General features: G+C 55.9%; 18 protein-coding genes. 9 read left to right on the forward strand and 9 right to left on the reverse strand.

Annotated elements, in window-relative coordinates:
• Positions 1-2: 2 nt before the first annotated feature.
• The 4 genes from LH23_RS17425 to LH23_RS17440 all read right to left on the reverse strand — a co-directional run bounded on the left by LH23_RS17425 (position 3) and on the right by LH23_RS17440 (position 3,320).
• Entirely contained in the window at positions 3-1,064 is a 1,062-nt protein-coding gene (locus LH23_RS17425; protein ID WP_052050320.1) for a DUF2955 domain-containing protein, read from the reverse strand.
• On the reverse strand, positions 1,054-2,115 hold the full coding sequence (locus tag LH23_RS17430) for an HlyD family secretion protein (RefSeq protein WP_039293895.1): 1,062 nt from the start codon (positions 2,113-2,115) through the stop codon (positions 1,054-1,056). The genes LH23_RS17425 and LH23_RS17430 overlap by 11 nt, the downstream gene beginning before the upstream one ends.
• A gap of 48 nt (positions 2,116-2,163) precedes the next feature.
• The gene (locus LH23_RS17435) at positions 2,164-2,622 is read right to left on the reverse strand and encodes a MarR family winged helix-turn-helix transcriptional regulator (RefSeq protein ID WP_039293898.1); all 459 of its coding nucleotides are present in this window, start codon (positions 2,620-2,622) and stop codon (positions 2,164-2,166) included.
• A gap of 146 nt (positions 2,623-2,768) precedes the next feature.
• The gene (locus tag LH23_RS17440; protein ID WP_039293901.1) at positions 2,769-3,320 is read right to left on the reverse strand and encodes a flavodoxin family protein; all 552 of its coding nucleotides are present in this window, start codon (positions 3,318-3,320) and stop codon (positions 2,769-2,771) included.
• Between the two features lie 279 nt (positions 3,321-3,599).
• Between LH23_RS17440 and LH23_RS17445 the strand changes: the two genes are divergently transcribed.
• The 6 genes from LH23_RS17445 (at position 3,600) to LH23_RS17470 (ending at position 14,265) form a co-directional block, all read left to right on the forward strand.
• Positions 3,600-4,976, forward strand: coding sequence for an SrfA family protein (locus LH23_RS17445; protein ID WP_039293903.1), 1,377 nt, complete (start codon positions 3,600-3,602; stop codon positions 4,974-4,976).
• A 2-nt stretch (positions 4,977-4,978) separates the two neighbouring features.
• Positions 4,979-7,951, forward strand: a complete 2,973-nt coding sequence (locus LH23_RS17450; RefSeq protein ID WP_039293906.1) for a virulence factor SrfB — start codon at positions 4,979-4,981, stop codon at positions 7,949-7,951.
• The gene (locus LH23_RS17455; RefSeq protein WP_039293909.1) at positions 7,948-10,089 is read left to right on the forward strand and encodes a virulence factor SrfC family protein; all 2,142 of its coding nucleotides are present in this window, start codon (positions 7,948-7,950) and stop codon (positions 10,087-10,089) included. Before LH23_RS17450 ends, LH23_RS17455 begins: the two co-directional genes overlap by 4 nt.
• Before the next feature lie 528 nt (positions 10,090-10,617).
• The gene (locus LH23_RS17460) at positions 10,618-11,157 is read left to right on the forward strand and encodes a hypothetical protein (RefSeq protein WP_039293913.1); all 540 of its coding nucleotides are present in this window, start codon (positions 10,618-10,620) and stop codon (positions 11,155-11,157) included.
• Between the two features lie 46 nt (positions 11,158-11,203).
• Positions 11,204-11,728, forward strand: a complete 525-nt coding sequence (locus tag LH23_RS17465) for a hypothetical protein (protein ID WP_039293915.1) — start codon at positions 11,204-11,206, stop codon at positions 11,726-11,728.
• 806 nt (positions 11,729-12,534) lie between these two features.
• The gene (locus LH23_RS17470; RefSeq protein WP_039293918.1) at positions 12,535-14,265 is read left to right on the forward strand and encodes an ABC-F family ATP-binding cassette domain-containing protein; all 1,731 of its coding nucleotides are present in this window, start codon (positions 12,535-12,537) and stop codon (positions 14,263-14,265) included.
• 32 nt (positions 14,266-14,297) lie between these two features.
• On the opposite strand, the gene LH23_RS17475 is transcribed toward LH23_RS17470, so the two are convergent.
• Positions 14,298-15,056, reverse strand: coding sequence for an alpha/beta fold hydrolase (locus LH23_RS17475; protein ID WP_039293921.1), 759 nt, complete (start codon positions 15,054-15,056; stop codon positions 14,298-14,300).
• A gap of 142 nt (positions 15,057-15,198) precedes the next feature.
• Positions 15,199-16,536, reverse strand: a complete 1,338-nt coding sequence (locus tag LH23_RS17480; protein ID WP_039293923.1) for an esterase-like activity of phytase family protein — start codon at positions 16,534-16,536, stop codon at positions 15,199-15,201.
• A gap of 195 nt (positions 16,537-16,731) precedes the next feature.
• Between LH23_RS17480 and LH23_RS17485 the strand changes: the two genes are divergently transcribed.
• Together LH23_RS17485 and LH23_RS17490 are read left to right on the forward strand one after the other, a co-directional pair.
• Entirely contained in the window at positions 16,732-18,270 is a 1,539-nt protein-coding gene (locus LH23_RS17485; RefSeq protein ID WP_039293925.1) for a methyl-accepting chemotaxis protein, read from the forward strand.
• Between the two features lie 124 nt (positions 18,271-18,394).
• Positions 18,395-19,312 (forward strand): bestrophin family protein, encoded by a 918-nt coding sequence (locus LH23_RS17490; protein WP_039293928.1) that lies wholly within the window; start codon positions 18,395-18,397, stop codon positions 19,310-19,312.
• Positions 19,313-19,425: 113 nt separating this feature from the next.
• On the opposite strand, the gene dbpA is transcribed toward LH23_RS17490, so the two are convergent.
• Positions 19,426-20,799 carry an ATP-dependent RNA helicase DbpA gene (gene dbpA / locus LH23_RS17495; RefSeq protein ID WP_039296840.1) on the reverse strand — a complete coding sequence of 458 codons (1,374 nt, stop codon included), beginning with the start codon at positions 20,797-20,799 and terminating at the stop codon, positions 19,426-19,428.
• Between the two features lie 152 nt (positions 20,800-20,951).
• The gene (locus LH23_RS17500; protein WP_039293930.1) at positions 20,952-21,455 is read right to left on the reverse strand and encodes a DUF1543 domain-containing protein; all 504 of its coding nucleotides are present in this window, start codon (positions 21,453-21,455) and stop codon (positions 20,952-20,954) included.
• Between the two features lie 179 nt (positions 21,456-21,634).
• Here LH23_RS17500 and LH23_RS17505 point away from each other — a divergent pair, with 179 nt between their 5' ends.
• A complete protein-coding gene (locus tag LH23_RS17505; protein WP_039293932.1) occupies positions 21,635-22,054 on the forward strand; it encodes a DUF2000 family protein in 420 nt (139 codons plus the stop codon).
• A 39-nt stretch (positions 22,055-22,093) separates the two neighbouring features.
• Here the strand turns inward: LH23_RS17505 and LH23_RS24060 are convergent, their stop codons facing one another.
• A complete protein-coding gene (locus tag LH23_RS24060; RefSeq protein WP_156107034.1) occupies positions 22,094-22,237 on the reverse strand; it encodes a hypothetical protein in 144 nt (47 codons plus the stop codon).
• Positions 22,238-22,278 lie beyond the last annotated feature (41 nt).

Raw genomic sequence — 22,278 nt, forward strand, 5'->3', positions numbered from 1 at the left:
CGTCATTTAACGATATAGCGCGTTGAGGCAAAGTTATTCAGTATCTTATGGATAATAAAGGTCACGGCCAGGGTGCCGACAATCGCCACCGACACCGATGAAATACGGTACAGCGCGCTAAAAACGATATCCTGGTTAGGATGCATGTATTGCCCGAACATCAGCGCCAGCGTGGTCAGAATAGAAAAGCCCACGCCCGGCCCGACCTTCTCGAACACGTGAATTCGCGCAGCCAGCAGCAGGCCGAGGCTAATCAGCGGCATCAGCAGGATCAGATGGCGGCTAAAATCGTAGATCACCAGCTGCACCAGAATCGCGTACAGGCACCCGGCAATCACCCCAACAATGCGCCACCAGGACGAAAGGATCGCCCCGCGAAAATGCATGGGGAACAGGGCAAAAATACCTGCCATTAGCGCGGCCAGGGAGTCATTCAGCGTATAGACCTGGAACACGGTGAATAAAATGGTCGCCGTTAACGAGGCAAGCAGCGTTTCATGCATTACCCGTGGCCCGTCCTTTTGAATCGCAGGCGGCGGCTTGCGCGGCTCGACGTCCGGCAGCAAATAACAGCTAAGTGCCGACAGCCCCACGGCTAACAGACTGCCAATGATGTTAGAAAACATCAGGTCGCTCATGTCGGTGGTCGGGTAGCTCAGGAAGTTCGCCATTACGCTTAAACAGACCACGCCCATGGAGCCAAACAGGAAGAGCGGCCCCCGGCTCATCAGGTAGAAGCGCGTCATGTACATCAGGAACACAATCAGCGTCATCGGCAGCGGGTAATTCGCCAGCACCGCAAACAGCAGCGTCATTTCCACGCAATTCAGCAGCGCATTGGCGATCATCTGCCGGGCAATATGTCCGTTAAAAACAGGCACCAGCCCGGTGAGCATGATGGGGTAAACCACATAGAACACCCCGTACTGCGTGTTAACCCAGCTGTAGACGAACATCCCCACGCAGCCCGCCATGACTATGCGCAGCATATGGCGGAAATCATTGCCGCTGAACGGCGTCGGCGCATTGCGCTTCAGCGGGCCAAGAATAAATTTAATAAACATAATGCAGGTAGCTCACCAGCCTGATTTGCATCCCGCCGATAAACGAAGCGAAAGCGGAAGGCGAATTGTAGAGCTGCACCGTGGCTCGCGCCCCAGCCGGCAGATCTGGCGTTTTCCCGTCTTCAAGCAGCAAATGAATGCGCATACGCTGCGCGTCCCTCACCCAGCGGTTTGAAGTTTCCGGCGCGGAGAGCTGCCCGTTGATAGCCTGCTGCCCCGGCAAAACGCCCGCGTCTTTGCTGGTGACCCGGGCTTTGAAAACCTGCCCCGGCAGGCCATCAAAAACGATGTCCGCCGTGGTTTCTGGTCGGGTTTTACTCAGGCTTTTTTCCCGGAAGTCGGCCACGATATCGAGTTTGTTGTTAACTAACGCCAGCGCGGGGGAACCTGCCCCGGCATACCAGCCCTCTTTTAGCTGTAAATTGCTGATGATTCCGTCGCTGCTGGCCACCACGCGGGTGTAATCCAGATTTAGCCGGGCGTCGTTCAGCAGGTTGCGGTATTTTTGCAGCGTAACGTTTTGGTCCCCATGTTCACCCCGCGAAATCACCAGCTGTGCCAGCGCCGCCTGGAGGTTGTTGACGTTTTGCACCGAGCTTTGCCAGCGCGTAAAGGCCGCGTCCAGATCCTGTTTGGAAATCAGGTTGCCACTGCTAAGCCCGTTAAAGCGATGATAGCTGCGCCCGGCGTTGTCGGCATCCAGCTGAGCAGCTTTGATTTTTGCCCGTGCGGCGCTGATTTGGGCGTCAATTTGCTGGTTGTCGAGTATCGCCTGCTGATAGGCAATTTCCGCGCGCTCGAGCTGATTCTGGTAAGGCTTATTGTCGATGTCGAATAGCACATCCCCTTTTTTCACCACGCTGTTGTTGCTGACGTAGATATGCGTCACATAGCCCGATACGCGGGATGACACCGGAGTCACCACGCGCATCACGGTGGAGTCCGGGGTTTGCGGCACCCAGATGTCGGCGGCCAGAAAATAGCAAAACATCGCGGCAAACAGCGCCAGCGTGACTTTTACCCAGCGGGTAAATCGTTGTTCAGGGGTCATAACTACTCGCTAAATGAGAAATACGCCGGGAAGCCCGACGTGAAAGAACTATCGAATTTTGATCATGTTGGCGGCCAGCAGGTTTACCGTCTGGCTGAACTGTTCTATTTGCTGCGCCGGAATGCCCTGCGCGACCTGCGCCTGGCAGCGCTCCACCGTTTCACTTACCGCTTTAATCGCTTTTTGGCCCGCGGGCGTCAGCGAGATAAATTTCACCCGCCTGTCTTTTTCGTCCGGCGTGCGGGTGACGTAGCCCTCTTTTTCCAGCTGCGCCAGCGTGCGCGTCAGAGGCGGCAGGTCGATACCCTGCGCCCGGGCCAGATCCGTGACGGTGATTTTCTCCCCCGCCACGCTGAGCTGCATCAGCGTCGTCCAGCTGCTTTGGGTCAGACCGGTAAACGCCACGGCATCATCCACAATGCCGCGCCAAAGGCGCACCAGCATCGCCAGGCGCATCCCAAGCGGACGGTCGGGAAAATCGATAATGTCGTATTTATCGTCATGCATCGGGTAATCCCCATGTATATAGTCACCATGATAATTATCATGATAAGTATTTATTTGGTGAATACAACTGACAATAACCAGGGGTAATTACTGAGGGAATGGCAAAACAAAAGCGCCCGCAGGCGCTTTAGAAAAGAAAGGTGTCGTTAGCTCAGGCGGGCAGCAATATCGGCCACGCGTGCGCCATACTTCACGGCAGTGTCCAGGTCACCCTGGGCAATTTGTTCAGCGCCTGCATCAGCCGGAGACTGCACCAGCAGCCCAACTGAGCCGCCCAGGTTGTTCGCGTCTTCGCGGGTCGCCGCCAGCGTGTTCGCCGGCAACTGGCCCAGGCTCACCCAAATACCGCCGTGCTGAGAAGCCAGAGTTTGCATCCACTGCAGGCTCACCTGCTTGTCGCCGTTCAGGCTGGCGCTGTTGGTGAAACCGCCAAACACTTTGTCCTGCCAGCCACGGGTGAACCAGACTTTGGACGACGCATCGGCAAACTTCTTAAACTGCCACGGCACGTTGCCCATGTAGGTCGGCGCCCCAAAGATGATCCCTTTGGCGTCGTTCAGTTTTTGCCAGTCCGCTTCCTGAATATCACCGTTGCTGTCTACGGCAATCAGTTCGGCGTTTGCCCCCTGGGCAACATGCTCTGCCACACGCTTAGTGTGACCGTATCCGGAAAAGTAAATAACAGCGATTTTAGCCATAATATTTCTCGACATGGTTAGAGGGAAAGCTCTGGCCTGGTGGCCGTGAAATCTGGGTTCATCGTGTCTATCTTTTTCTTTCTGGTCAAGAAGTTACCCGCCAGTAAGTGACTTACTCGCAGGTAAGTATCGCCCGCATCTTACCGTCCCATTTTGTCTAATAGCCAGATAATTTACCCATTTTGGCGTCTCTTCTGCCGTTTGACTTAGGGCCGCTTCGTTAAACTGTAAAGCGTGAAGATGGCTCTCGGGTGAGCCGTTAACAGCAGGATTGATGACGTGGCAAAAACATTATTGCGCAGCGGATGCCTGGATGACTTTCTCGCGCTGGGCGAAAACGGTCAGGCAGTGTTTGATTCCGCGTTTCAAATACGCGAAACATTACGCCTTCGTAAACAGCAGGCCGTCGCCGATGCGCTGGCCATTCCCCAGCCGAACGACGAAGGCGACCGCGTCGACTGGTATGCGCCTCAGGAAGGCAGCGTCACCAGTTGGGCCGCCGCCAGCGACGAAGAGCGTCGCACCGCCCTTCGCTATCTGGATAATTGTTTATCTAACGTGGCCTCGCTCAGCGCCCGCTGCCAGCAGGCGGAGAAAACCTCGATCCGCCTCTTTGGCGCACTGCTGGAAAAAGCCCTGCAGTTCCCTGGCAGCCAGCACGTCTATCTGGTGAACGGCAAGCCGGTGATCACCTTCTGGGGTTTTGTGAATCTTAACCAGGGCGCACGGGACGATGTGCTGGAGTGCCTGCGGGTGGTGGAATCGCGCGAGCCTGAAATCGCGTTTATCCCTGAAGAAGCGATGCCGGAGCCGGAGCCGCTGCCAGTAGAAATTAGCGAGCCCGAAAAACCGCTGCTTGAAACCCCGATGGCGGTTCAGGTGGATGATGATTCTCCAGTTTATAGCCTCGCCGCAGTGAAAAAAACCGCAGCCGAAGAAGAAAAACCAGCCCCGCGCCCGGAACCTGCCGCTGTAGTTGCGAAGCCTCGCCGCCGCTGGCTGCTGCCGGTCGCCGCGGTGATTGCCGTCGCCGTTGCGGCTCCAGTGGGTTATCTGCTGCTTAGCGAGAACCAGACCGTGCCGGTGGCAACCGCCCAGGCCGAAGTCCCGCCTACACCTATTGCGCCAGCCCCCATTCAGGCCGTCGATGTAGCGAAAACAACTTTGCCGCTGACGCCTGCCGAAGTTGTGGTGCCGCCTAAACCTGAGCCAGCGCCGGTTGCCGCGCCAGAAGAAAATCCTGAGCCGATTGTCGTGGCCGCAGACGTGCCGAAGAATGCGTTAATTCTACCGGCAGAAGCCGTGAAAATTGGCTCCACCAAATTCCTCAACGGCACCTGGCGAGCACAGATCGATTTCAGTGACCCAATCACCGGTAAAGCCCCAAGTCTTCGCTACCAGATAGCCAACAACAAAGGCACGGTGCGCCTGGTGCACGGCGACAACATTGTCTGTAAAGCCGAGGTGTTTTCCGGCCTGCATCAGAACGGCGCGCTGATGATTAAAACCCGCGGTAACGCGCGCTGCAGCGACGGCAGCCGCTACCCGATGCCGGAAGTGACCTGTAAAACCGGCAGCAACGGTGCCGCCGTTTGCACCGGCCGCTATGAAGGCGACAAAGTCATACCGATCACCTTCCGAAAAGTGAGTAACTGATCATGCTGGCGACCCTTTTTCACTACAAGCCGAGCGTCACGCTCATCAAAGACAGCGGCATTCAGTTCCTGGACTTTGGCCTTGCGCCGCAGACTAACGCCGCCCACGCCGGGCGCTTTGTACGCCAGACGGCCAACGGCCCGCTGTTACGCCTTGATTACGATGTTGTGCCCGGCAAATTTACCCTGCCGGGCGAAAACGGCACCGCGCCAGAAGTGGTGAAACCCGAAAGCACCATTACGCTTGGCCACTCCCTGCGGGTAATGGATAAAACCTGGCTGCCGCTGCCGTTCCTGCGCTTTAACCCACCGCGTACCTTTGTGGGCGGCCCGGATAACTGGGCTCGCGTGCAGGTGCGTGTTCTGGAAACGCCAGATTCTGCAGGAAATACGGTGCGTATCAGCATCGCGCTGGACAGCAAAATTTACGCGGACGATCATCCCGCCGCCCATCTGGCGCCGACGGAAAATGACGTCCGCAACGGCGCCCGTTTTGCGCTGGCCTGGCACAACCACGAGATCAAAGACTTCCTCGACCAGACCTGGGTGGACGGCTGGCTGCGCGAAACCTTCTCCCAGTTTGCCACGCGTGTGGAAGAGCGCACCGAGCGTGAACTCGCCGCCGCGATGAAAGCCTTTGAATACCAGGCTCATTATCTGAACATTCTGGAACTTATCGGCAACCAGCTCGCCGTCCCGGAAGTGAAGATCGTCACCGCCACGCTGCAATCCCCGCCGATTGACGTAGATCTGGTGCTGGATGTGGGCAACACCCACACCTGCGGCGTGTTGATCGAAGATCACGGCGAAGAAAACGACGGTCTGCGCCAGACCGCCGAGCTGCAGATCCGCTCCCTGAGCGAGCCGCAGCTGATCAACGACGCGATGTTTACCAGCCGCCTTGAGTTCAGCGAGGCAAAATTTGGCAAACAGCATTTCTCCGTTGAAAGCGGGCGCGATGACGCCTTTGTCTGGCCGTCTATTGCCCGCGTGGGCGACGAAGCCCGCCGCATGGCCTGCGCTCGCCTCGGTACAGAAGGCGCCAGCGGGATCTCCAGCCCGCGCCGCTACCTGTGGGACGTCACGCCAGCCAGCCAGGACTGGCGCTTCAGTCAAATGGGTGTGAAAACCCAGCGTGAGCCGCTGGCGACCGCATTCCCGCTGATGAACCTGATGAACGACGACGGCCAGCCGCTGTACGCCCTGCCGATGGACGAGCGCCTGCCGGTGTTTTCGCCGCAGTACAGCCGCAGCTCGCTGATGACCCTGATGCTGTGCGAGCTGCTCTCCCAGGCGCTGATGCAGATCAACAGCATAGGATCCCGCCAGAGCATGGGGCACCCGACCTCACCTCGCCAACTGCGCAACCTGATCCTGACTTTACCTTCTGCAATGCCGAAGCCTGAGCGCGAACTGTTCCGCCAGCGGATGCAGGAGGCCGTCGGCCTGGTGTGGAAAGCGATGGACTGGCACCCGACCGACGAAGGCTTCACCCTCGAGCGCGACAAAAAGAAAAGTATCGTGCCGGTGCCAGAAGTGCAGATGGAGTGGGACGAAGCCACCTGCGGCCAACTGGTCTGGCTGTATAACGAGGCGCTGGTGAATTACGCCGGGCAAACCGGGCGCTTCTTTGAAAGCCTCGCCCGCCCTGACCGCCCCCTGACGCCGGACGAACCCGTCGGTAAAACCCTGCGCGTGGCTTCGATTGACATCGGCGGCGGCACAACCGATATGGCCATCACCCAGTATCAACTGGACGACGGTGTGGGCAGCAACGTGAAAATCGCGCCGCGCCTGCTGTTCCGTGAAGGCTTTAAAGTCGCCGGGGACGATATTTTGCTGGACGTGATTCAGCGCTGCGTCCTGCCTGCCTTGCAGGCGCACATTCACAAAGCTGGCGTTGCTGACGCACCAGGCCTGATGACCACGCTGTTCGGGGAATCTGGCCGCATGGACACCCGCGCCACGCTGCGCCAGCAAACCGCGCTCCAGCTATTTATTCCGCTTGGCCATGCGGTGCTTTCTTTCTGGGAAGAGAGCGACCCGGAAGCGCCGGATTCGGTGCTGGAAGCCACCTTCGGCGAGCTACTGACCCAGCAGCCAACCCGCAACGTGATCAACTACGTTCAGCAGGCGGTGCAGCACGAGCTGCCTGCCGACGCGCCGCAGTTCGACATCATGAGCGTACCGCTGCAGGCGGAAATTGCCGCGCTGCAGGATGCACTGCTGGCGGGCCAGTTCACCCTCACCGCCCCGCTGCAGGCGCTGTGCGAAGTGATCAACCATTATTGCTGCGACGTGCTGTTAGTCACCGGTCGCCCTGGCTGTCTGCCTGGCGTGCAGGCGCTGCTGCGCCACCTGCAGCCTGTGCCGGTTAACCGCATTGTCTGGCTCGATAACTACCAGACCCACGAGTGGTATCCGTTCAGCCAGCAAGGGCGCATCGGTAACCCGAAATCTACCGCCGCGGTGGGCGCAATGCTGTGCAGCCTGGCGATGGATCTGCGCCTGCCGAGCTTTAACTTTAAAGCCGCCGATATTCAGGCCTACTCCACCGTGCGCTATCTGGGCATGCTGGACGGCAACGACCGGCTGCTGGAAGACAATGTCTGGTACCGGGATATCGATCTCGACAGCCCGCAGGCGAACCTGGACACCCGAGTCCACTTCCCGCTGCGCGGCAACGCCTGCCTGGGCTTCCGTCAGTTGGATAACGCCCGCTGGCCAGCCACGCCGCTCTACACGCTGGCGATTAACTCTCCGCAGCTGGCGAAATCAATTGCCGGAGACGGCGTGCTGAACGTGCGCCTGAAGCAGACCAGGGAGGCGGAGTCATTCAGCCTTGCCGAAGCCTGGCTGTCGGACGGCAGCAAAGTCCCCCTCGAACAACTGAGTTTTAAACTGAATACCCTCGCCGGCAGCTACAGCGGGGCGACGCATTACTGGATAGACAGCGGGAGCGTATACCAAAAATGAAGCAGCTAACTACCACGCTCAGCCATCTGGTGAACTGGGTTCAGATGACCCGCACTTTTTCGCCGCTGCTCGACAATGAAGCGGACAGCCTGCTTGCGCGCCTCCAACAGCTGAGCGAACGACACCGTCGCATCAGCGCGCTGGAGGATGCTCCGCTGACGCTGGGCATTTATGGTCACGCCCTGGACGGCAAAAATCATCTGCTGAATACCCTGCAGGGCAGCCCGAATGGCCGCATCGATATTCAGCTCGGCGATAAACGCCTGGACTACCTGACGCACATCAATCCTGGACATACGCCAGCGGCGATGGCGGTGCGTTTTAGCGTGCAGCAGCCGCCGGAAGTGGATAATTACCCGCTGCTGCTGACGCTGTTCAGCGAGGCCGAACTGGCGCAGCAGTTTATCAACCGATATCACGCCTCTGACGCACCCCGCCGGGCAACATCCAGTGCGGTTGCCCTGCGGCTGACTGAACTTGAAGCCCGCCGTCTGTCTGCAGCTGCACCAGGATTAACCCATGAGCAAACGGCCGATCTGCTGTACGGCTACCACCGCCTCCAGCGCCGCCAGCATCACCTGGATGAGCGCCTGGTTTACCGCATGGCCGAGCTTGCACCTTGCCTTTCGACAGAAGATCGCGCCTCGCTGTTCGCCCTGTTGTGGGGCGAAGATAGCGCCCTGACGGAAACCTGGCTTCGGCTGGCGCAGGCCTTGCAGCATCTGGGCTGCGTGGAGCAGGTTCTGGCCCCGGCAAGCCTCGTGGTGGACAGCTTCCTGCTGCCTGCCGAAGGTTTTCTGATACCTTCCGGCCCTGAAGAGGCGCCGGAACAGGCGGATGTGATGGTTTGCCCGCTAGTACGGAATCAGCCGGGTTCGCACCTCAGCCTGCCGCAGAACGACCTCGCGCAACTGTGCGCCGAAGTTATTTTCACCCTCGGCCAGCCAACCGCGCTGAGCAACGTGGATTTACTGGATATCCCGGCGAATCAGCTAAGCTGGTACACCACTCGTCTTCAGCCGGACACGCTGCTGGTGTGTAACGCCGTCAGCGAGCGCGGTGAAGTTCAGGCGACGGGGAAAGCGCTGACGTGGTGGGTAGACAGCACCCAAAGCCCGGGGCACAGCGCGCTGCCGGGCCTGGTCTGGGCCATCACGCCGTTTGATGCCCGTTTTACGCTGGGTGCCAGCCTGGATGACGGCGTTCAGCGCCTGATCGGCAACCCTGGCAAGCGCTGGGGCACGCTGCAGGCGCTCGACAGCAGAAACATGCATCGCCTGCTGGAATGGTTGACTGATGCACTTAATGGCACCCGCCGTGAACAGCGCCTCGCCGCCCTGCGCAACGACCTGGAAGCGCAAACCGTCGCGCTGTTCCAGCGCTTTATTGACGCGCAGCAGGCCACTCCGCAACAGGCTCGCCAGCAGGCAGAAGATCTGGTGCGAGCTCTGCAGGCCCGGGCAACCCAGCACGGTGATTTGCTGGCAAGCCTGGTGCCATCCCGGGATGCGCTGCAGCAGATATGGCTGCAGCACCAACAGCAGCATCAGCCTAAACCGGAAGGCTTTGCGCTGGAGATAGACTTGTTTGCCGATGCGGCCGAGCAGATTGTCCCCCAGACCGAAGGCATCAGCTACGCCCGCGCCGTGCACCAGCTTTGGGTTAACCACCTGCGCCTGCTGGGCCAGCGTCGGGAGGCGGCGCACCAGTTTGGCCTGGACAGCGTTCAGCTTCAGGCGCTGTGCGATGTGCTGATCGTCGCCAGCTACCGGCTGGATGTGCCGATGAGGCTGGAACGCAGCATGCAAAACGGCGATTCCGGGCTTGAGCTGGATATTTCCCGCGCCAGTACGGTGCTGGGTGATTTTATTGCCTGGCTGGGCTACGCCAGCGTGACGGTTTCCGATCGGCCTGCAAGCCGTGTCAATAAAGGCCAGGCCGTGTTTGCACCGCCCGCGCAGGCGGATATCAGTCGCCGCCTGACGAAACTGGGCGAGCAGCCCACACGCGGCAACGCCAGCTACGTGTATGACTGGCTGGTCGCGCTGTATACACGTGCAACGGAGAATATCGGCTATCAAAACCCGCTGGATATTAATGAGAAGCAGCGGCAGACGCTGGTAAAGCTGCTGGGGTGAATTAGAGCGTTTGCCTCTCACTCCGGCCAAGGGGGAAACAAGCCGAGTTCAATATTGCTTATTCCCTCTCCTTCTGCCTCTCCCACTGGGAGAGGCTATCTGCAAACTATTCTGCTGCGGGTTCTTTATTATCGTCATCACCAATATTGCTGCTGTAACGGCAATATTATAGGGCATGCATTTCCGTCGCGGATATTAATTACGCCGATGGGTTAATAAAACCCGTAGTGTTAAACTCACCTTTTATTTATACTCCTCATAACTAAACGAATTAAACCTCGCTTCCCCGCCCGAATTCTCACGCGCCATATTAATGCACCTTGATATGATCCTGATCAATAGCCCACTCAATTAAAGATAAATTAACATTCATCAAAGTCTTAATCGTTGCTTAATTAAACACTTACAGAAGGAAAATCGCCGCCGTATCCAGGAGTATTCATTCGCGATAGTAAGCTTTGCCTTTGGGTTGATTTTGCTATCCGTAAGTATTACCCCCACAACCTCCATCTATAGGGAACTTAGAATATGAATATGAGAAAGAAACTATTTTTTGCCTGTTTTACGGCAGCCGGTATTTTTTCCGCCAGCACGGCCCTGGCGGCGCCAACCTGGATTAACGACGATGTGTTTTCCCTTGACGTTAAACCGACAGTGGTTAAAACAAGTACGTTATCTATGTCCACCTCAAACCCATTAACTTCAGAAGGTAATGTAAAACCCGGCGATCGTTTATTTACCATTAATGTCAGTGCGGATGCGACGACGAAAGTAGCCCTTACTGGTGCGAATGAAACAATCATTGCAGAGACTGGAGCCGTCCGTAATACGCGTAGCGGACCTATTTCTCTACTAGGTTATCTGCCGTCAGGATATACTCAACACATAACTAATGAACAAGAGTTTTTTCCTGTCGGCAGTAGCTCAGATCCTTACAACAGAGTTTTATTATTAGAAGGTGAGGATATATACAATTTAGATATCACTGTAGCTTCAGATGCAGAAGAGAAGTATACCCTCCCCGGCACTTACACCTTTGAATTCGTTGCCCAAGCCTATACAGAATAACCCTTCACTTACATTCATAAAATTTTAAATTACAGGTGACACAGTAATGTTTAAATATTTAATTATCTTAAGCCCACTAGCATTTGCATTTAATGCCTCTGCCATTAATTTTCAGGGCACCCCGGTCACGACAAAGGCTGACGTTGTAGTCAAACAAGACAGCAGAATAACTCTGAGCGCAGGGGGTGTGGCAAATAATATTCCAGAAGATAACGTGGGGACTGGACAAATCTTTAAATTATACGTCGACGCATCCGAGGCGAACACTAAGATTTCAATTGCGGGGGGGAGCGAAACCATTATCAACGAGGACGGAACTGTATATAGCAACGCTAAAGATGACGGCACTAAACTTATCCTACAGATAGATAAAACAAATACGAAGAAGGTTAGTACGGATACAGCCTATTTGCCTGCAGCTGCAAACCAGGTTACGGGTGCCAGCTCCTTATTAACCACTATGACTAATAGTGGTAGAGAGATAGTTATTTTCAATGGCGCAGACGTCCCACAAAACGTCACCCCGGGTGAATATGTTTTTAGCTTTATTGCTCAAGCCTATACCGAATAAGCCAGCCGCAATAACAGCCTGAGAGACATGCCAAAAACAGGTTTCTTAGTCTGCCTGAAAAAACAAACATCGCCCCCGCAAGGGGGCGTTCGTATCAGCCTTTAATAAGGGAAGACATTATTTTCCGGATAAAAAGGCTGGCCGTATCTCGTCTCCGTTTTGTCAACCGCGGCCGGTTCACACGGCGAAAATTAAATTAGCGCATATTTCTGTAGCGCTGTTGCTCTGTTTATACGGTCATGCGGCAATACCGCAGACAACGCGGCAAATAACGTCGACGTACAGCAGTTTTCCGTCAAGCTCTTCCACGCCGTCCGGCGGCGGGTGTATTAGTTAACCGCGCTGGCCTGCCTCTGCCCGAACCAGGACAACACGGTCACGCTGGGGGCGTCAGCCCCTCACCCCGGCCCTCTCCCCAGAGGGGCGAGGGGGAAAACACGCTACCGAAGACACTGCTTATTCCCTCTCCCTTCCAGGGAGAGGGTTAGGGTGAGGGTAAGCAGCGACGCCGCACTAAAGTGACTCGCAACAAATTCTGGCAGGTGGCAACCCATTAACTTTCCCGCTACAATCCGCCTACCCATCCACTCAACGAATATAAGGAGGATCCCCATGATGTCTTGTGAGCGCTTTAACCGTTCGCATACTTTTGGCGATCGTCTCTGCTCAAGCGTTATCGGTTCCGTGCTGCGATAACTTCGGCTTGAGCGAAGAAACTTACTGAATCCCTTCTCTCGGGCTTACCGGGTTATCGTCAGCGTTATACGACGAGGCGTTTGCACGCCATAACTCTTGAGTAAGCACATATGAGCACTTTATTAACCGCCCAGTCTCTGCACCTCGACACCGCTTTCGGTTCGCTGCTGGAGTCCATCACTTTTACCCTGAAAAAAGGCGACCGTATTGGCCTGATCGGTCATAACGGCTGCGGCAAAAGTACCCTGCTGAAACTGCTGGATGGCACCCTTTTGCCCACCAGCGGCTCGGTGACTCGCGCGGCTAGCTGCCTGATGGCAAGGGTCGAACAGCACCTGCCGGAAAGCCTTAATGCGATGACCATGCTCGATGCCGTGCTGGCGCAAATTGAGGAAAACCAGCGTGATAGCGAACGTTGGCGGGCAGAAGCTTTGCTGGCAAGCATGGGCTTTAACGAAACGGACTGGCGGCTGACCGCCGGCACGCTGAGCGGCGGGCAGCATACTCGCCTGCTGCTGGCGCGAGCGCTGATTAGCGAGCCAGACTTGCTGCTGCTGGATGAGCCCAGTAACCACCTGGACTTGCCCACGCTGCTTTGGCTGGAACAGTTCCTGCGCAGCTGGAGCGGCAGCTTCGTGCTGGTTTCACACGACCGCAGCCTGCTGGATAACGTCACCAACGGCAGTTGGATTTTGCGCGATTGTTCACTGCATTTCTTCGCTCTGCCGTGTTCTCAGGCACGTAGCGCGCTGGAAGAACGTGACAAGACCGACGCCCACCGCCATCAGGCGGAGCAGAAGGAAATCGACCGCATTACCGCCAGCGCCAAACGGCTGGCGATTTGGGGCCGGGTCTACGACAACGAAGACCTCTCCCGAAAAGCCAAGCAGATGGAAAAGCGCATCGACCGGCTGAAGGACGAACAAACTGAGCTCACGGCGGGCAGCCAGTGGCAGCTTAAGCTGAAAGGCGAAGCGCTGATTGCCGACAGGCTGCTCGAGCTGGAAGCGCTGAAGGTTCGGCCCGCGCCGGAGTGTGAGCCGCTGTTTACCCTGCCGTTACAAAGGGTGAAAAGCGGCGACCGCGTGGCGGTGATCGGCCGGAACGGCTGCGGCAAGTCTTCTCTGCTGCGCCTGCTTTGGCAGCAGTACCAGCAGCCGGAACGTGAGGACGCTATTCGCCTGCATCCTCGCGTGCACATGGGGTATTACGACCAGACGCTACACCAGCTTAACGACGGTGACTCTCTGCTGGCTGCACTGGAACCGTTTGCCCCGCTCAGCGAACAGGACAGGAAAATGGCGTTAATCAGCGCCGGATTCCCGTGGCTGCGGCACCAGCAAACCGTCAGTACGCTGAGCGGTGGAGAACGTTCGCGGCTGCTGTTCGTTGGCCTGACGCTGGCCCGCTACTCCCTGCTGATGCTGGATGAGCCGACCAACCACCTGGACATGGAAGGCAAAGAGGCGCTGGCGGAAACGCTGCAAACCTTTGAAGGTGGCGTGCTGCTGGTGACCCACGACCGCGAGCTGATCGCCAAAGGCTGTAACCGCTTCTGGCTGGTGGATAACGGCGTGTTAAGCGAATGGCACGACCTGGACGCGCTATATGCCCTGCTGACCGCCGAGGAAACCGGGCAGCTGGTGGCCGAAGCCAAACCAGAGCCATCTGTCATTCAAACTCAGCGCTACAGTGAAAGCGATGCGCTGCTGGAACGGCTTATCGAGCTGGAAGAAAAGCTGGCGGAGGACGTGGCGCGTAAGGAAAAGCACCAGAAACCGGCGCTGCAAAAGCAGTGGCGGGCAGAGATTGAGGCGTTAAATAAAAAGTTAGCGATTTAACCGTAAAGCCATCCCTCGGGATGGCTTTTTTATTACGCTCTGCACTGTTCGGCCAGCACTCTCGCCAGCCCGGCGGGGTTTTCCCACGACATGGAATGCCCGGCGCTCGGTACGATGGCAGTTGTCACCCCGGCCTTCTGGAAAGCGGTGAAATCTTCATCCGGCAGCGAAAGCTCACCAAAAATAAGCGTTTTGGGGATCTTTAGCTGGGCAAAAAGCTGATGCCAGTCCGGCTCTATGCCGCTGACCAGGCTGACTGCTGCGCGCCATACCGCCCTGGGATCGCTATTTTGCAGGCTGCCGGACCACGGATTCGCCTCGTTAGCTGCGATGGCTTTTTGGTAACCATGAGCCACAAATTCGTCTTCTGTCTGCGCGGCAATCATGCGGCTGTACATTCCACCGCCAGCACGGAAATTGGGCTCCGACACCATCAACCCCGCAATTTTCCCCGGCATGGCGGCGGCGACTTCAATCGCGATACTGCCGCCCATGCTATGGCCGTACAAAAAGAAACGATTTAATCCTAAATGCTCCACCAAATCGGCCACCACGTTTGCCTGTTCACGGGTGCTGTAGCCGTATTCCTGCGGCCTTTCGCTGTAGCCGCTGCCGGGTAAATCGATGAGAATACTGCGGCGGGAACTCCAGGCCGGATCGCTGACGACGCGGGGATATTCATAAGAGGAGGCACAGCCGAGGCCGTGAATGAACAGGAGTGGCACACCCCCGCCGGGTAAATCCAGATAGCGCACGCGGCATTGCGCCGTGGCGGAGAAGAAGTTTTGCATCAACATTCCCTTTTCTTACAATAACTGTGTTTATATACAGTATACCGTGTTTTCCTGCCACTCCTTTCTCTAAAATGCTCCTGGCCGGCCTGGCTTTAATAGCTTGCTCCCCTGTCGGCTGGCAAAGGAGCAAGGGCAGAGATTATTTCAGGGGTTCGGGCAGCTTAATCACCCAGAAATCGTTCTGTGATTCTGGTTTTTCCAGTGGCTTAAGCTCGATTTTGGTCGCCACTTCCGCACCGTCTTTCAGCAGGTGACCTTTGCCGTCCACCTGATAGTCGTCGGCGTTCGCCAGCACGGCCTGCAGGCCAAAGTCGTTGTCGTTGATCACGGCAATCGTCTGGTTATCAATCAGCGCCATGCCTTCGGCTTTTTCCTGCTGCCAGCCCAGCTTGCGCAGGTCGACAATTTCTTTTTTACTCGCCAGCTTGATGCCGCGCGCCTTCAACTGCTCAGCATCATCAAACTCTGGGGCTTTTTCTTTATCGAACCCGGCCAGGTCTGTGGCGCCATTCAGGTCAACCACGTAGACCAGATTGCGCATTTGCTTGTTTTTGTCGCCGCCTTGCTCAATCAGCAACAGGCGGTGATTATCCAGCGCCACGATGTCGCCAATTTTGGCATCTTTGGCTTTTTTGTAGACGTCCACGTCGATCGGGTAGCCGTACATTTCGGTTTTACCGGTCGCCGGGTCGAGGCTGACCAGGCGCGTGAACTGCGCGCTGTTTTTGGTTTTGCCGTCAATATCCAGCGTGCTCTGCACCGCCGCAATAATCCGGCCATCCGGCATACGGGTTATGCCTTCGAACCCACGGTTAGGCTGACGCCATTTGACAATATTCGGCAATCCGCCCGCCACGCCCTGTTCACCGTGCTCAGCCTGCGGGCCATATTTTTTCAGGATTTTGCCGTCAGCATCGACATGGATGACGAACGGGCCGTACTCATCGCACAACCAGTAACCGCCCTTGCCGTCCGGCGTGATGCCTTCGGTATCCAGCCCGCGTTTGTCGCTCTTCAACTGCTGCAACGCATCGCTCAGGGCAATTTCATTGGTGGCACCAATTAGCCCTTCCGGCAGCGGCAGCCCGCTAATGGGCCCCTGCGCATCATGCAGCGGCTTCGCGTCGATAGCTTCGGCTTTGCCGTTGCTCACGCGGATGGTCATCAGCAGCGGCGTGAAATCAGGGTTGGCAAAAATCTTGGACTCTTTTTTCCCGGCTTTCGGCGAGTCAGCATTGGGACCACGATCCGTCACGGTGGTAAAGATCAGGTCGTCGCCCTGCTTGCCCATAAAGGTCAGGCCCGAACCTACGCCGACCGGCAGTCCATGAGGGAAGTTAGCGGCATATTCACCTTTATAGGCCACGCTATCCCCTTGCGGAAAGGTGACAACGTAACGATCAACCTGTGCATCCGCAGCGTAAACAGCCAGAGGGAAAGCGGTACTGCAAAGTAAGGCAAGTGTTTTTAATTTCATGGTTTTTATACATATCGGTGGTTGAGGTACCGGAGTTATAAAATAGCCAGATGACAGTAAGATTACACTTTGTGCTCTAAATTTCTCGCCCGGTAAATATCCCCTTCGTGCTGCCGATAACCCTACGGCCAGCAGTGTTGAATGCCCTTCAGCGCTGCCTGGGAAAAGAATATTTCACCGACTTAAGGATTTAGTATGTCAGTCAGGCGTTTTTCGATTTTGGTTTTCAGCACGCTATTACTTATTTTTCTCGCCAGCACGGCCTCCAACATTTGGTCCCTTACCCGCAGCAACCACGCCCTCAATGACGTCAACAGTGAAATCCGCGTTGTGTTATCCGTGATTGATCCCATTAACCACAGCCGCACCATGCGCGTTCGTGCCATGCAGGCCATTCAGGAGATGGAATCCGGCAACGCCACGCAGGCTAACCAGAGTCTGGTCGGGGCCAAAGAAGCGCTTGATAAAGCCGACACCAGCTTCCAGGCTTACCAGGAGGCGGCCAAACAGCCCGGGGAACAAACGCTCGCCGATGAGTATAAAGCCGCCTGGCTCGCCTACCGCGACGGTGGGCTACAGCCCCTGCTGGACGCTGCCAAAGCCAATGACAAAGTCCGCAGCGCTGAACTGGTCACGGCCACCATCCCGGCGCTCGACCGTGGATTCGAAATCACGCTGGATAAGCTGCTGGCGTTCAGGGAAGAGCACGCGCACCGGCTCAACGACGACGCGCAGGCCGGTTTTCATTCAAGTTTTGTCGCCATTGGTCTGTTTGCCGCGCTGTTTATTGCGATTCTTGCCGCCGCCTTTGTTTTGCTGAAAGTGCGCGTCCTTAAAGAGCTGGATACCGCGAAGGCACACTGCGCTGAAATTGCCAACGGCCTGCTGCATCGTTCCATTGATATCAAATCCAATGATGAAATTGGCCAGATGATGCACAGCCTCGAGCAAATGCGCCTGTCGCTCACTGAAATTATCCACCAGGTGCGCGAGTCCAGCACCACCGTTGGTTATGCGTCAGAAGAAATTGCGGCGGGCAATACCGATTTGTCCGCCCGCACCGAAGAACAGGCGGCATCGCTGGGTGAAACGGCGGCCAGCATGGAACAGCTTACCGTCACGGTTAAACGGACGTCAGAAAGCTCGCATCAGGCCAATACTCTGGCTAACGGTATGCGCGCGGCGGCGAGCGAAGGTCAGCAAATCGTCGACCAGGTCATAGGCTCCATGCGCAATATCGAAACCAGTTCCGGCAAAATCGACAGCATTATCTCCATCATTGAAGACATCGCTTTCCAGACCAATATTCTTGCCCTTAACGCAGCGGTTGAAGCCGCTCGTGCGGGTGAACAAGGCCGAGGTTTTGCGGTGGTTGCAGCCGAGGTGCGCAATCTCGCCCAGCGTTCTTCCGTGGCGGCAAAAGAAATTAAGGAGCTGATTGAGTTGTCCGGCCAGCAGGTCACCAACGGCAGCGAGCTGGTGAACCGTGCTGGGGAAAGCATGAAGCGTATTTCCGCGTCGATTACCCAGGTCACCACGCTGATGGCCGAGATCGCTGTCTCTACCGGCGAGCAAAGCCGCGGTATTGAGCAGATTAATCAGGCTGTGCTGCAAATGGACGTGGTCACCCAGCAAAATGCCGCGCTGGTTGAGCAGGCTTCCGCTGCCGCGCATTCCCTTAAAGATCAGTCTCACCGGCTCAATGAAGCCGTCTCGGTGTTTAAACTCGCCTGATAACATTGCGGCTACCCCATCGCGCGTTGGGGTAGCCTTTGTTAAGTTTCTGTAGCGATAAAGATTGATCTGCGTCACGGTCTGCCGTTAAATACAGTCTCTTGTTACTAGTCTGTTACTCATCATGATCGTTCGCCCGCCTCAACACTGGTTAGCTCGCCTCTTCGTCTGGCACGGCTCGGTACTGGAAAAAATCTATTCCCGCCTGCTGCTGAATCTGCTGCTTTCTATTAGCGTTATTTTCTTCCTGCCGTGGTATGAAACCCTCGGGATCAAGCTCACCATTGCGCCGTTTAGCATTCTCGGCGTGGCGATCGCCATTTTCCTCGGGTTCCGCAACAGCGCCTGCTATGCACGCTTTAACGAAGCGCGATTGCTGTGGGGACAGTTGGCTATCACCTCGCGCTCTTTGCTGCGTGAGGTAAAAACGCTGGCGGGGGATCAGCCTGAGGCGGTGCAGCGGTTTGTGAATTTACAGGTTGCCTTCTGCAACAGCCTGCGCATGACGCTACGTAAAAAGCCGCAGCAGGAAATGCTTAGCCGTTACCTGACCCCGCAGGATCTGGCCTGGGTCAGCGAAAGCCACGCGCCGTGTAACCGCATTTTGATGCTGATGGGAAGCTGGCTGAATCAACAGCGCGAGAATGGTGTGATTTCCGATGTGCTGTGGCGCAGCCTGGACAATCATCTGAACGAACTGTCGGCCGTGTCCGGCGGCTGCGAACGCATTATGTCTACGCCGATGCCCTTCGCCTACAGCCTGATTCAGCACCGCACGGTGTATATCTTCTGCATTATGCTGCCGTTTGCCCTGGTAACCGACCTGCACTACATGACGCCATTTGTTTCCGTGTTTGTGTCATATACCTTTATCTCTCTGGATTCGCTGGCCGAAGAGCTGGAAGATCCGTTTGGTACCGAGGATAACGACCTGCCGCTGGATGCTATTTGCGTGGCCATTGAACGTGATTTACGGGACATGAACGATGAGGCGGAGAAACCGGAGGCGCTGAAGCCTAACCGACATTATCGGCTGAGCTAGTTTGCCCCTCACCCCGGCCCTCTCCCCGGAAGGGAGATGAGGAAAACAGAGATTGCCGTTCTTTTATCCCTTCTCCCCCTTGGGGAGAAGGTTATGATGAGGGGAAAGCTTGTTTACTTCAGCAGGCGAACCTTCACTGACTTACCTTTGATTTTGCCCTGTTGCAGCTGTTTCCAGGCGTGGCGCGCCACGGACTGACGTACCGCAACGTAAACATGGATTGGGTGGACGTCGATTTTGCCGATGTCCGCACCTTCCAGCCCCATATCCCCGGTTAACGCCCCCAGAATATCGCCCGGACGCATTTTGGCTTTCTTGCCGCCGTCGATGCACAGCGTCGCCATTTCTGCTTCCAGTGGCTTCACGGAAATGCCGGACGGCAGCTGCTGCCATTTCAGGGAAAGATTCAGCATTTCTGCCAGCACGCTGGCGCGCTGCGCCTCTTCCGGTGCACAGAAGCTGATAGCCAGCCCGCTTTGCCCGGCCCGCGCGGTACGGCCAATACGATGAACGTGCACTTCCGGGTCCCACGACAGTTCGTAGTTAATGACCATTTCCAGTGCTTTAATATCCAGCCCACGTGCCGCAACGTCCGTTGCCACCAGCACACGGCTGCTGCCGTTGGCGAAGCGCACCAGCGTCTGGTCGCGGTCACGCTGTTCCATGTCGCCGTGCAGCGCCAGGGCACTTTGATGGCGCTCGTTCAGCGCATCGCAAACGGCCTGGCAATCTTTTTTGGTGTTACAGAAAACAACGCAGGACGCTGGCTGATGTTTGCTGAGCAGCGCCAGCAGCAGGCCGATTTTGCCCCCGCGAGAGACTTCATAAAACTGCTGTTCAACGGACGGCAGCTCATCCACGGTATCAATCTCGATAGTCTGCGGGTCGCGCTGAATTCGCCCGCTGATAGCGGCAATGGCTGCAGGCCAGGTGGCGGAGAAAAGCAGCGTCTGGCGTTTGGCCGGCGCATGGGCAATCACTTCATCGATGGCGTCGGCAAAGCCCATGTCCAGCATGCGGTCGGCTTCGTCCAGCACCAGCGTTTGCAGCGCATCCAGCTTCACCGTTTCTTTTTTCAGGTGATCCAGCAGACGACCTGGCGTGGCAACGATAATGTGCGGCGCATGCTGTAACGAGTCGCGCTGCACGCCGAACGGCTGGCCGCCGCACAGGGTCAGAATTTTAATATTTGGCATGTAGCGTGCCAGGCGACGCAGCTCTTTAGCGACCTGGTCGGCCAGCTCGCGCGTTGGGCACAGCACCAGCGACTGGGTTAAAAACTGGCTGGCATCAATGTGCTGCAGCAAACCGAGGCCGAAAGCGGCGGTTTTGCCGCTGCCGGTTTTAGCCTGCGCACGGACGTCTTTTCCGGCCAGAATGGCGGGCAAAGCCGCTTCCTGAACGGGCGTCATTTCGTGATACCCCAGTTCGCTAAGGTTGGCGAGTTGTGCTTCAGGTAAAGCGTTCAGTGCGGAAAAAGCGGTCACAATGGTCATCTCTTAATAATAACGGGCAGGCGCGTATGCTAGCAGATTCGCGTGATTCAGGCGTGAGTTTATCAATTTTGCTGCGTTAGCGAGTGAAACAGTAAAAACGGCGCCTTTCGCTAAGGCACCGTTTTCCGTAGAGAACAAGAGCGCTATTCGCTAATCGGCAAATAACCCTGCCATTCTGGCCTGAAGCGTTCGCCCTGCTCCGCTTTTTCCAGATGGATAAAATACTCCCCCACGCTTTCTAACAGCAGGCAGTCATCAACGTCTTTCAGGTTGTCTTTGTGCTGCTGATAGCTTTCGACCAGCAGGCTGGCAATCGCCTTCTCTTTTGCCTGCGCCGGATTTTCCGCCACGAAGAAATCAAACTCATGCAGCTCCGCCAGCGTTTTCGGACTGTAGCCGCCGACGTTCACAAAAAAGAGTTTTTGCGTTTGCTCAACAGGTTTATCCGAAAGGCGAATGTGGTAGCCGTCGGCCCAGTTCAGCTTGCCGTAACCGTCGATATGGATTTTATCTTTGTCACCAAACCAGGCTGCACGTAATGCAGGCCATGCGTCCTCTGGTTTCTCCGCAGCCACAAACTGGACGTCATGCACTTCGATATTGGATCTTCCGGCATTGCCGCCCACATAAAAGACGTAAAGTTCCATCTGTTCTCCTTATTAATCGCTATATAAAATAATATATAACGATTGTCGTTTGAATAATTTTCTCTGTGCCTTAAAGATTGATCGCCAACAGGAAGGTGGATAAAAAAACGATTACTATGCTTGAGCTTTTCGCCCTAAGCTAAATCAGCAGCAGATGCTTAAACAGACAAGGAGCCAGAATGTTCGAAGATAATGATTATAAGCTGTATGTCATCGTGAACCGCAACGCCGACGTCAGCGTGCAAATGAATGCCGTGGGGCACCTGTGCGGCGGTATCATGCTTAAAGTCGATAAGCCTGTATTTCATGACTACCCCAACCAGGATAGCGGCTTAAGCGCCTGGATGAACCATTATCCGGTGGTGGTGCTTCAGTCTAAAAACAGTAGCCAGTTGGGGACGACGCTGGAGAAATGCAGGGAAGAAGGCGTGCTGTATAACTTTTTTACCACCACCATGCTGTCGCATTCTTCTGAGCAACAAATCAAAGACACTCGCGAAACCCCTTTCGCTGAACTCGATTTTGTTGGCATTGCGCTTTACGGCGAAACTGAAAAACTGAAACCGCTGACCAAAAAGTTTTCCGTCTTTAAAGGTTAAACATTCCGGGTAATGATGCCTCGCGCAGTTACCCAGCCTTTACCCTTCGTCTCCGGCGTAAAAATTGATGATGTCATCCTCAAACCAGCAGCCCACTTTGTAATACATCGCGCAGCCAATCAGAAAACTGGCAATGAGTATTAATGCAGTCAACAATCCTTTCACTTCGAAACGCTCTCCCATGATTCTGGCTGTGATATTGACAGGCCGGTTGAAAAAAAGTT

Origin of the sequence: Cedecea neteri, assembly GCF_000758305.1 — a bacterium.
In the GTDB taxonomy this organism is placed as follows: domain Bacteria; phylum Pseudomonadota; class Gammaproteobacteria; order Enterobacterales; family Enterobacteriaceae; genus Cedecea; species Cedecea neteri_C.

What these genes read in the sequence shown, in the direction of transcription:
- LH23_RS17425 (WP_052050320.1), bottom strand. Translation starts at nt 1,064, where the DNA reads ATGTTTATTAAATTTATTCTTGGCCCGCTGAAGCGCAATGCGCCGACG.
- LH23_RS17430 (WP_039293895.1), bottom strand. Translation starts at nt 2,115, where the DNA reads ATGACCCCTGAACAACGATTTACCCGCTGGGTAAAAGTCACGCTGGCG.
- LH23_RS17435 (WP_039293898.1), bottom strand. Translation starts at nt 2,622, where the DNA reads ATGCATGACGATAAATACGACATTATCGATTTTCCCGACCGTCCGCTT.
- LH23_RS17440 (WP_039293901.1), bottom strand. Translation starts at nt 3,320, where the DNA reads ATGGCTAAAATCGCTGTTATTTACTTTTCCGGATACGGTCACACTAAG.
- LH23_RS17450 (WP_039293906.1), top strand. Translation starts at nt 4,979, where the DNA reads ATGCTGGCGACCCTTTTTCACTACAAGCCGAGCGTCACGCTCATCAAA.
- LH23_RS17455 (WP_039293909.1), top strand. Translation starts at nt 7,948, where the DNA reads ATGAAGCAGCTAACTACCACGCTCAGCCATCTGGTGAACTGGGTTCAG.
- LH23_RS17460 (WP_039293913.1), top strand. Translation starts at nt 10,618, where the DNA reads ATGAATATGAGAAAGAAACTATTTTTTGCCTGTTTTACGGCAGCCGGT.
- LH23_RS17465 (WP_039293915.1), top strand. Translation starts at nt 11,204, where the DNA reads ATGTTTAAATATTTAATTATCTTAAGCCCACTAGCATTTGCATTTAAT.
- LH23_RS17470 (WP_039293918.1), top strand. Translation starts at nt 12,535, where the DNA reads ATGAGCACTTTATTAACCGCCCAGTCTCTGCACCTCGACACCGCTTTC.
- LH23_RS17475 (WP_039293921.1), bottom strand. Translation starts at nt 15,056, where the DNA reads ATGCAAAACTTCTTCTCCGCCACGGCGCAATGCCGCGTGCGCTATCTG.
- LH23_RS17480 (WP_039293923.1), bottom strand. Translation starts at nt 16,536, where the DNA reads ATGAAATTAAAAACACTTGCCTTACTTTGCAGTACCGCTTTCCCTCTG.
- LH23_RS17485 (WP_039293925.1), top strand. Translation starts at nt 16,732, where the DNA reads ATGTCAGTCAGGCGTTTTTCGATTTTGGTTTTCAGCACGCTATTACTT.
- LH23_RS17490 (WP_039293928.1), top strand. Translation starts at nt 18,395, where the DNA reads ATGATCGTTCGCCCGCCTCAACACTGGTTAGCTCGCCTCTTCGTCTGG.
- LH23_RS17500 (WP_039293930.1), bottom strand. Translation starts at nt 21,455, where the DNA reads ATGGAACTTTACGTCTTTTATGTGGGCGGCAATGCCGGAAGATCCAAT.
- LH23_RS17505 (WP_039293932.1), top strand. Translation starts at nt 21,635, where the DNA reads ATGTTCGAAGATAATGATTATAAGCTGTATGTCATCGTGAACCGCAAC.
- LH23_RS24060 (WP_156107034.1), bottom strand. Translation starts at nt 22,237, where the DNA reads ATGGGAGAGCGTTTCGAAGTGAAAGGATTGTTGACTGCATTAATACTC.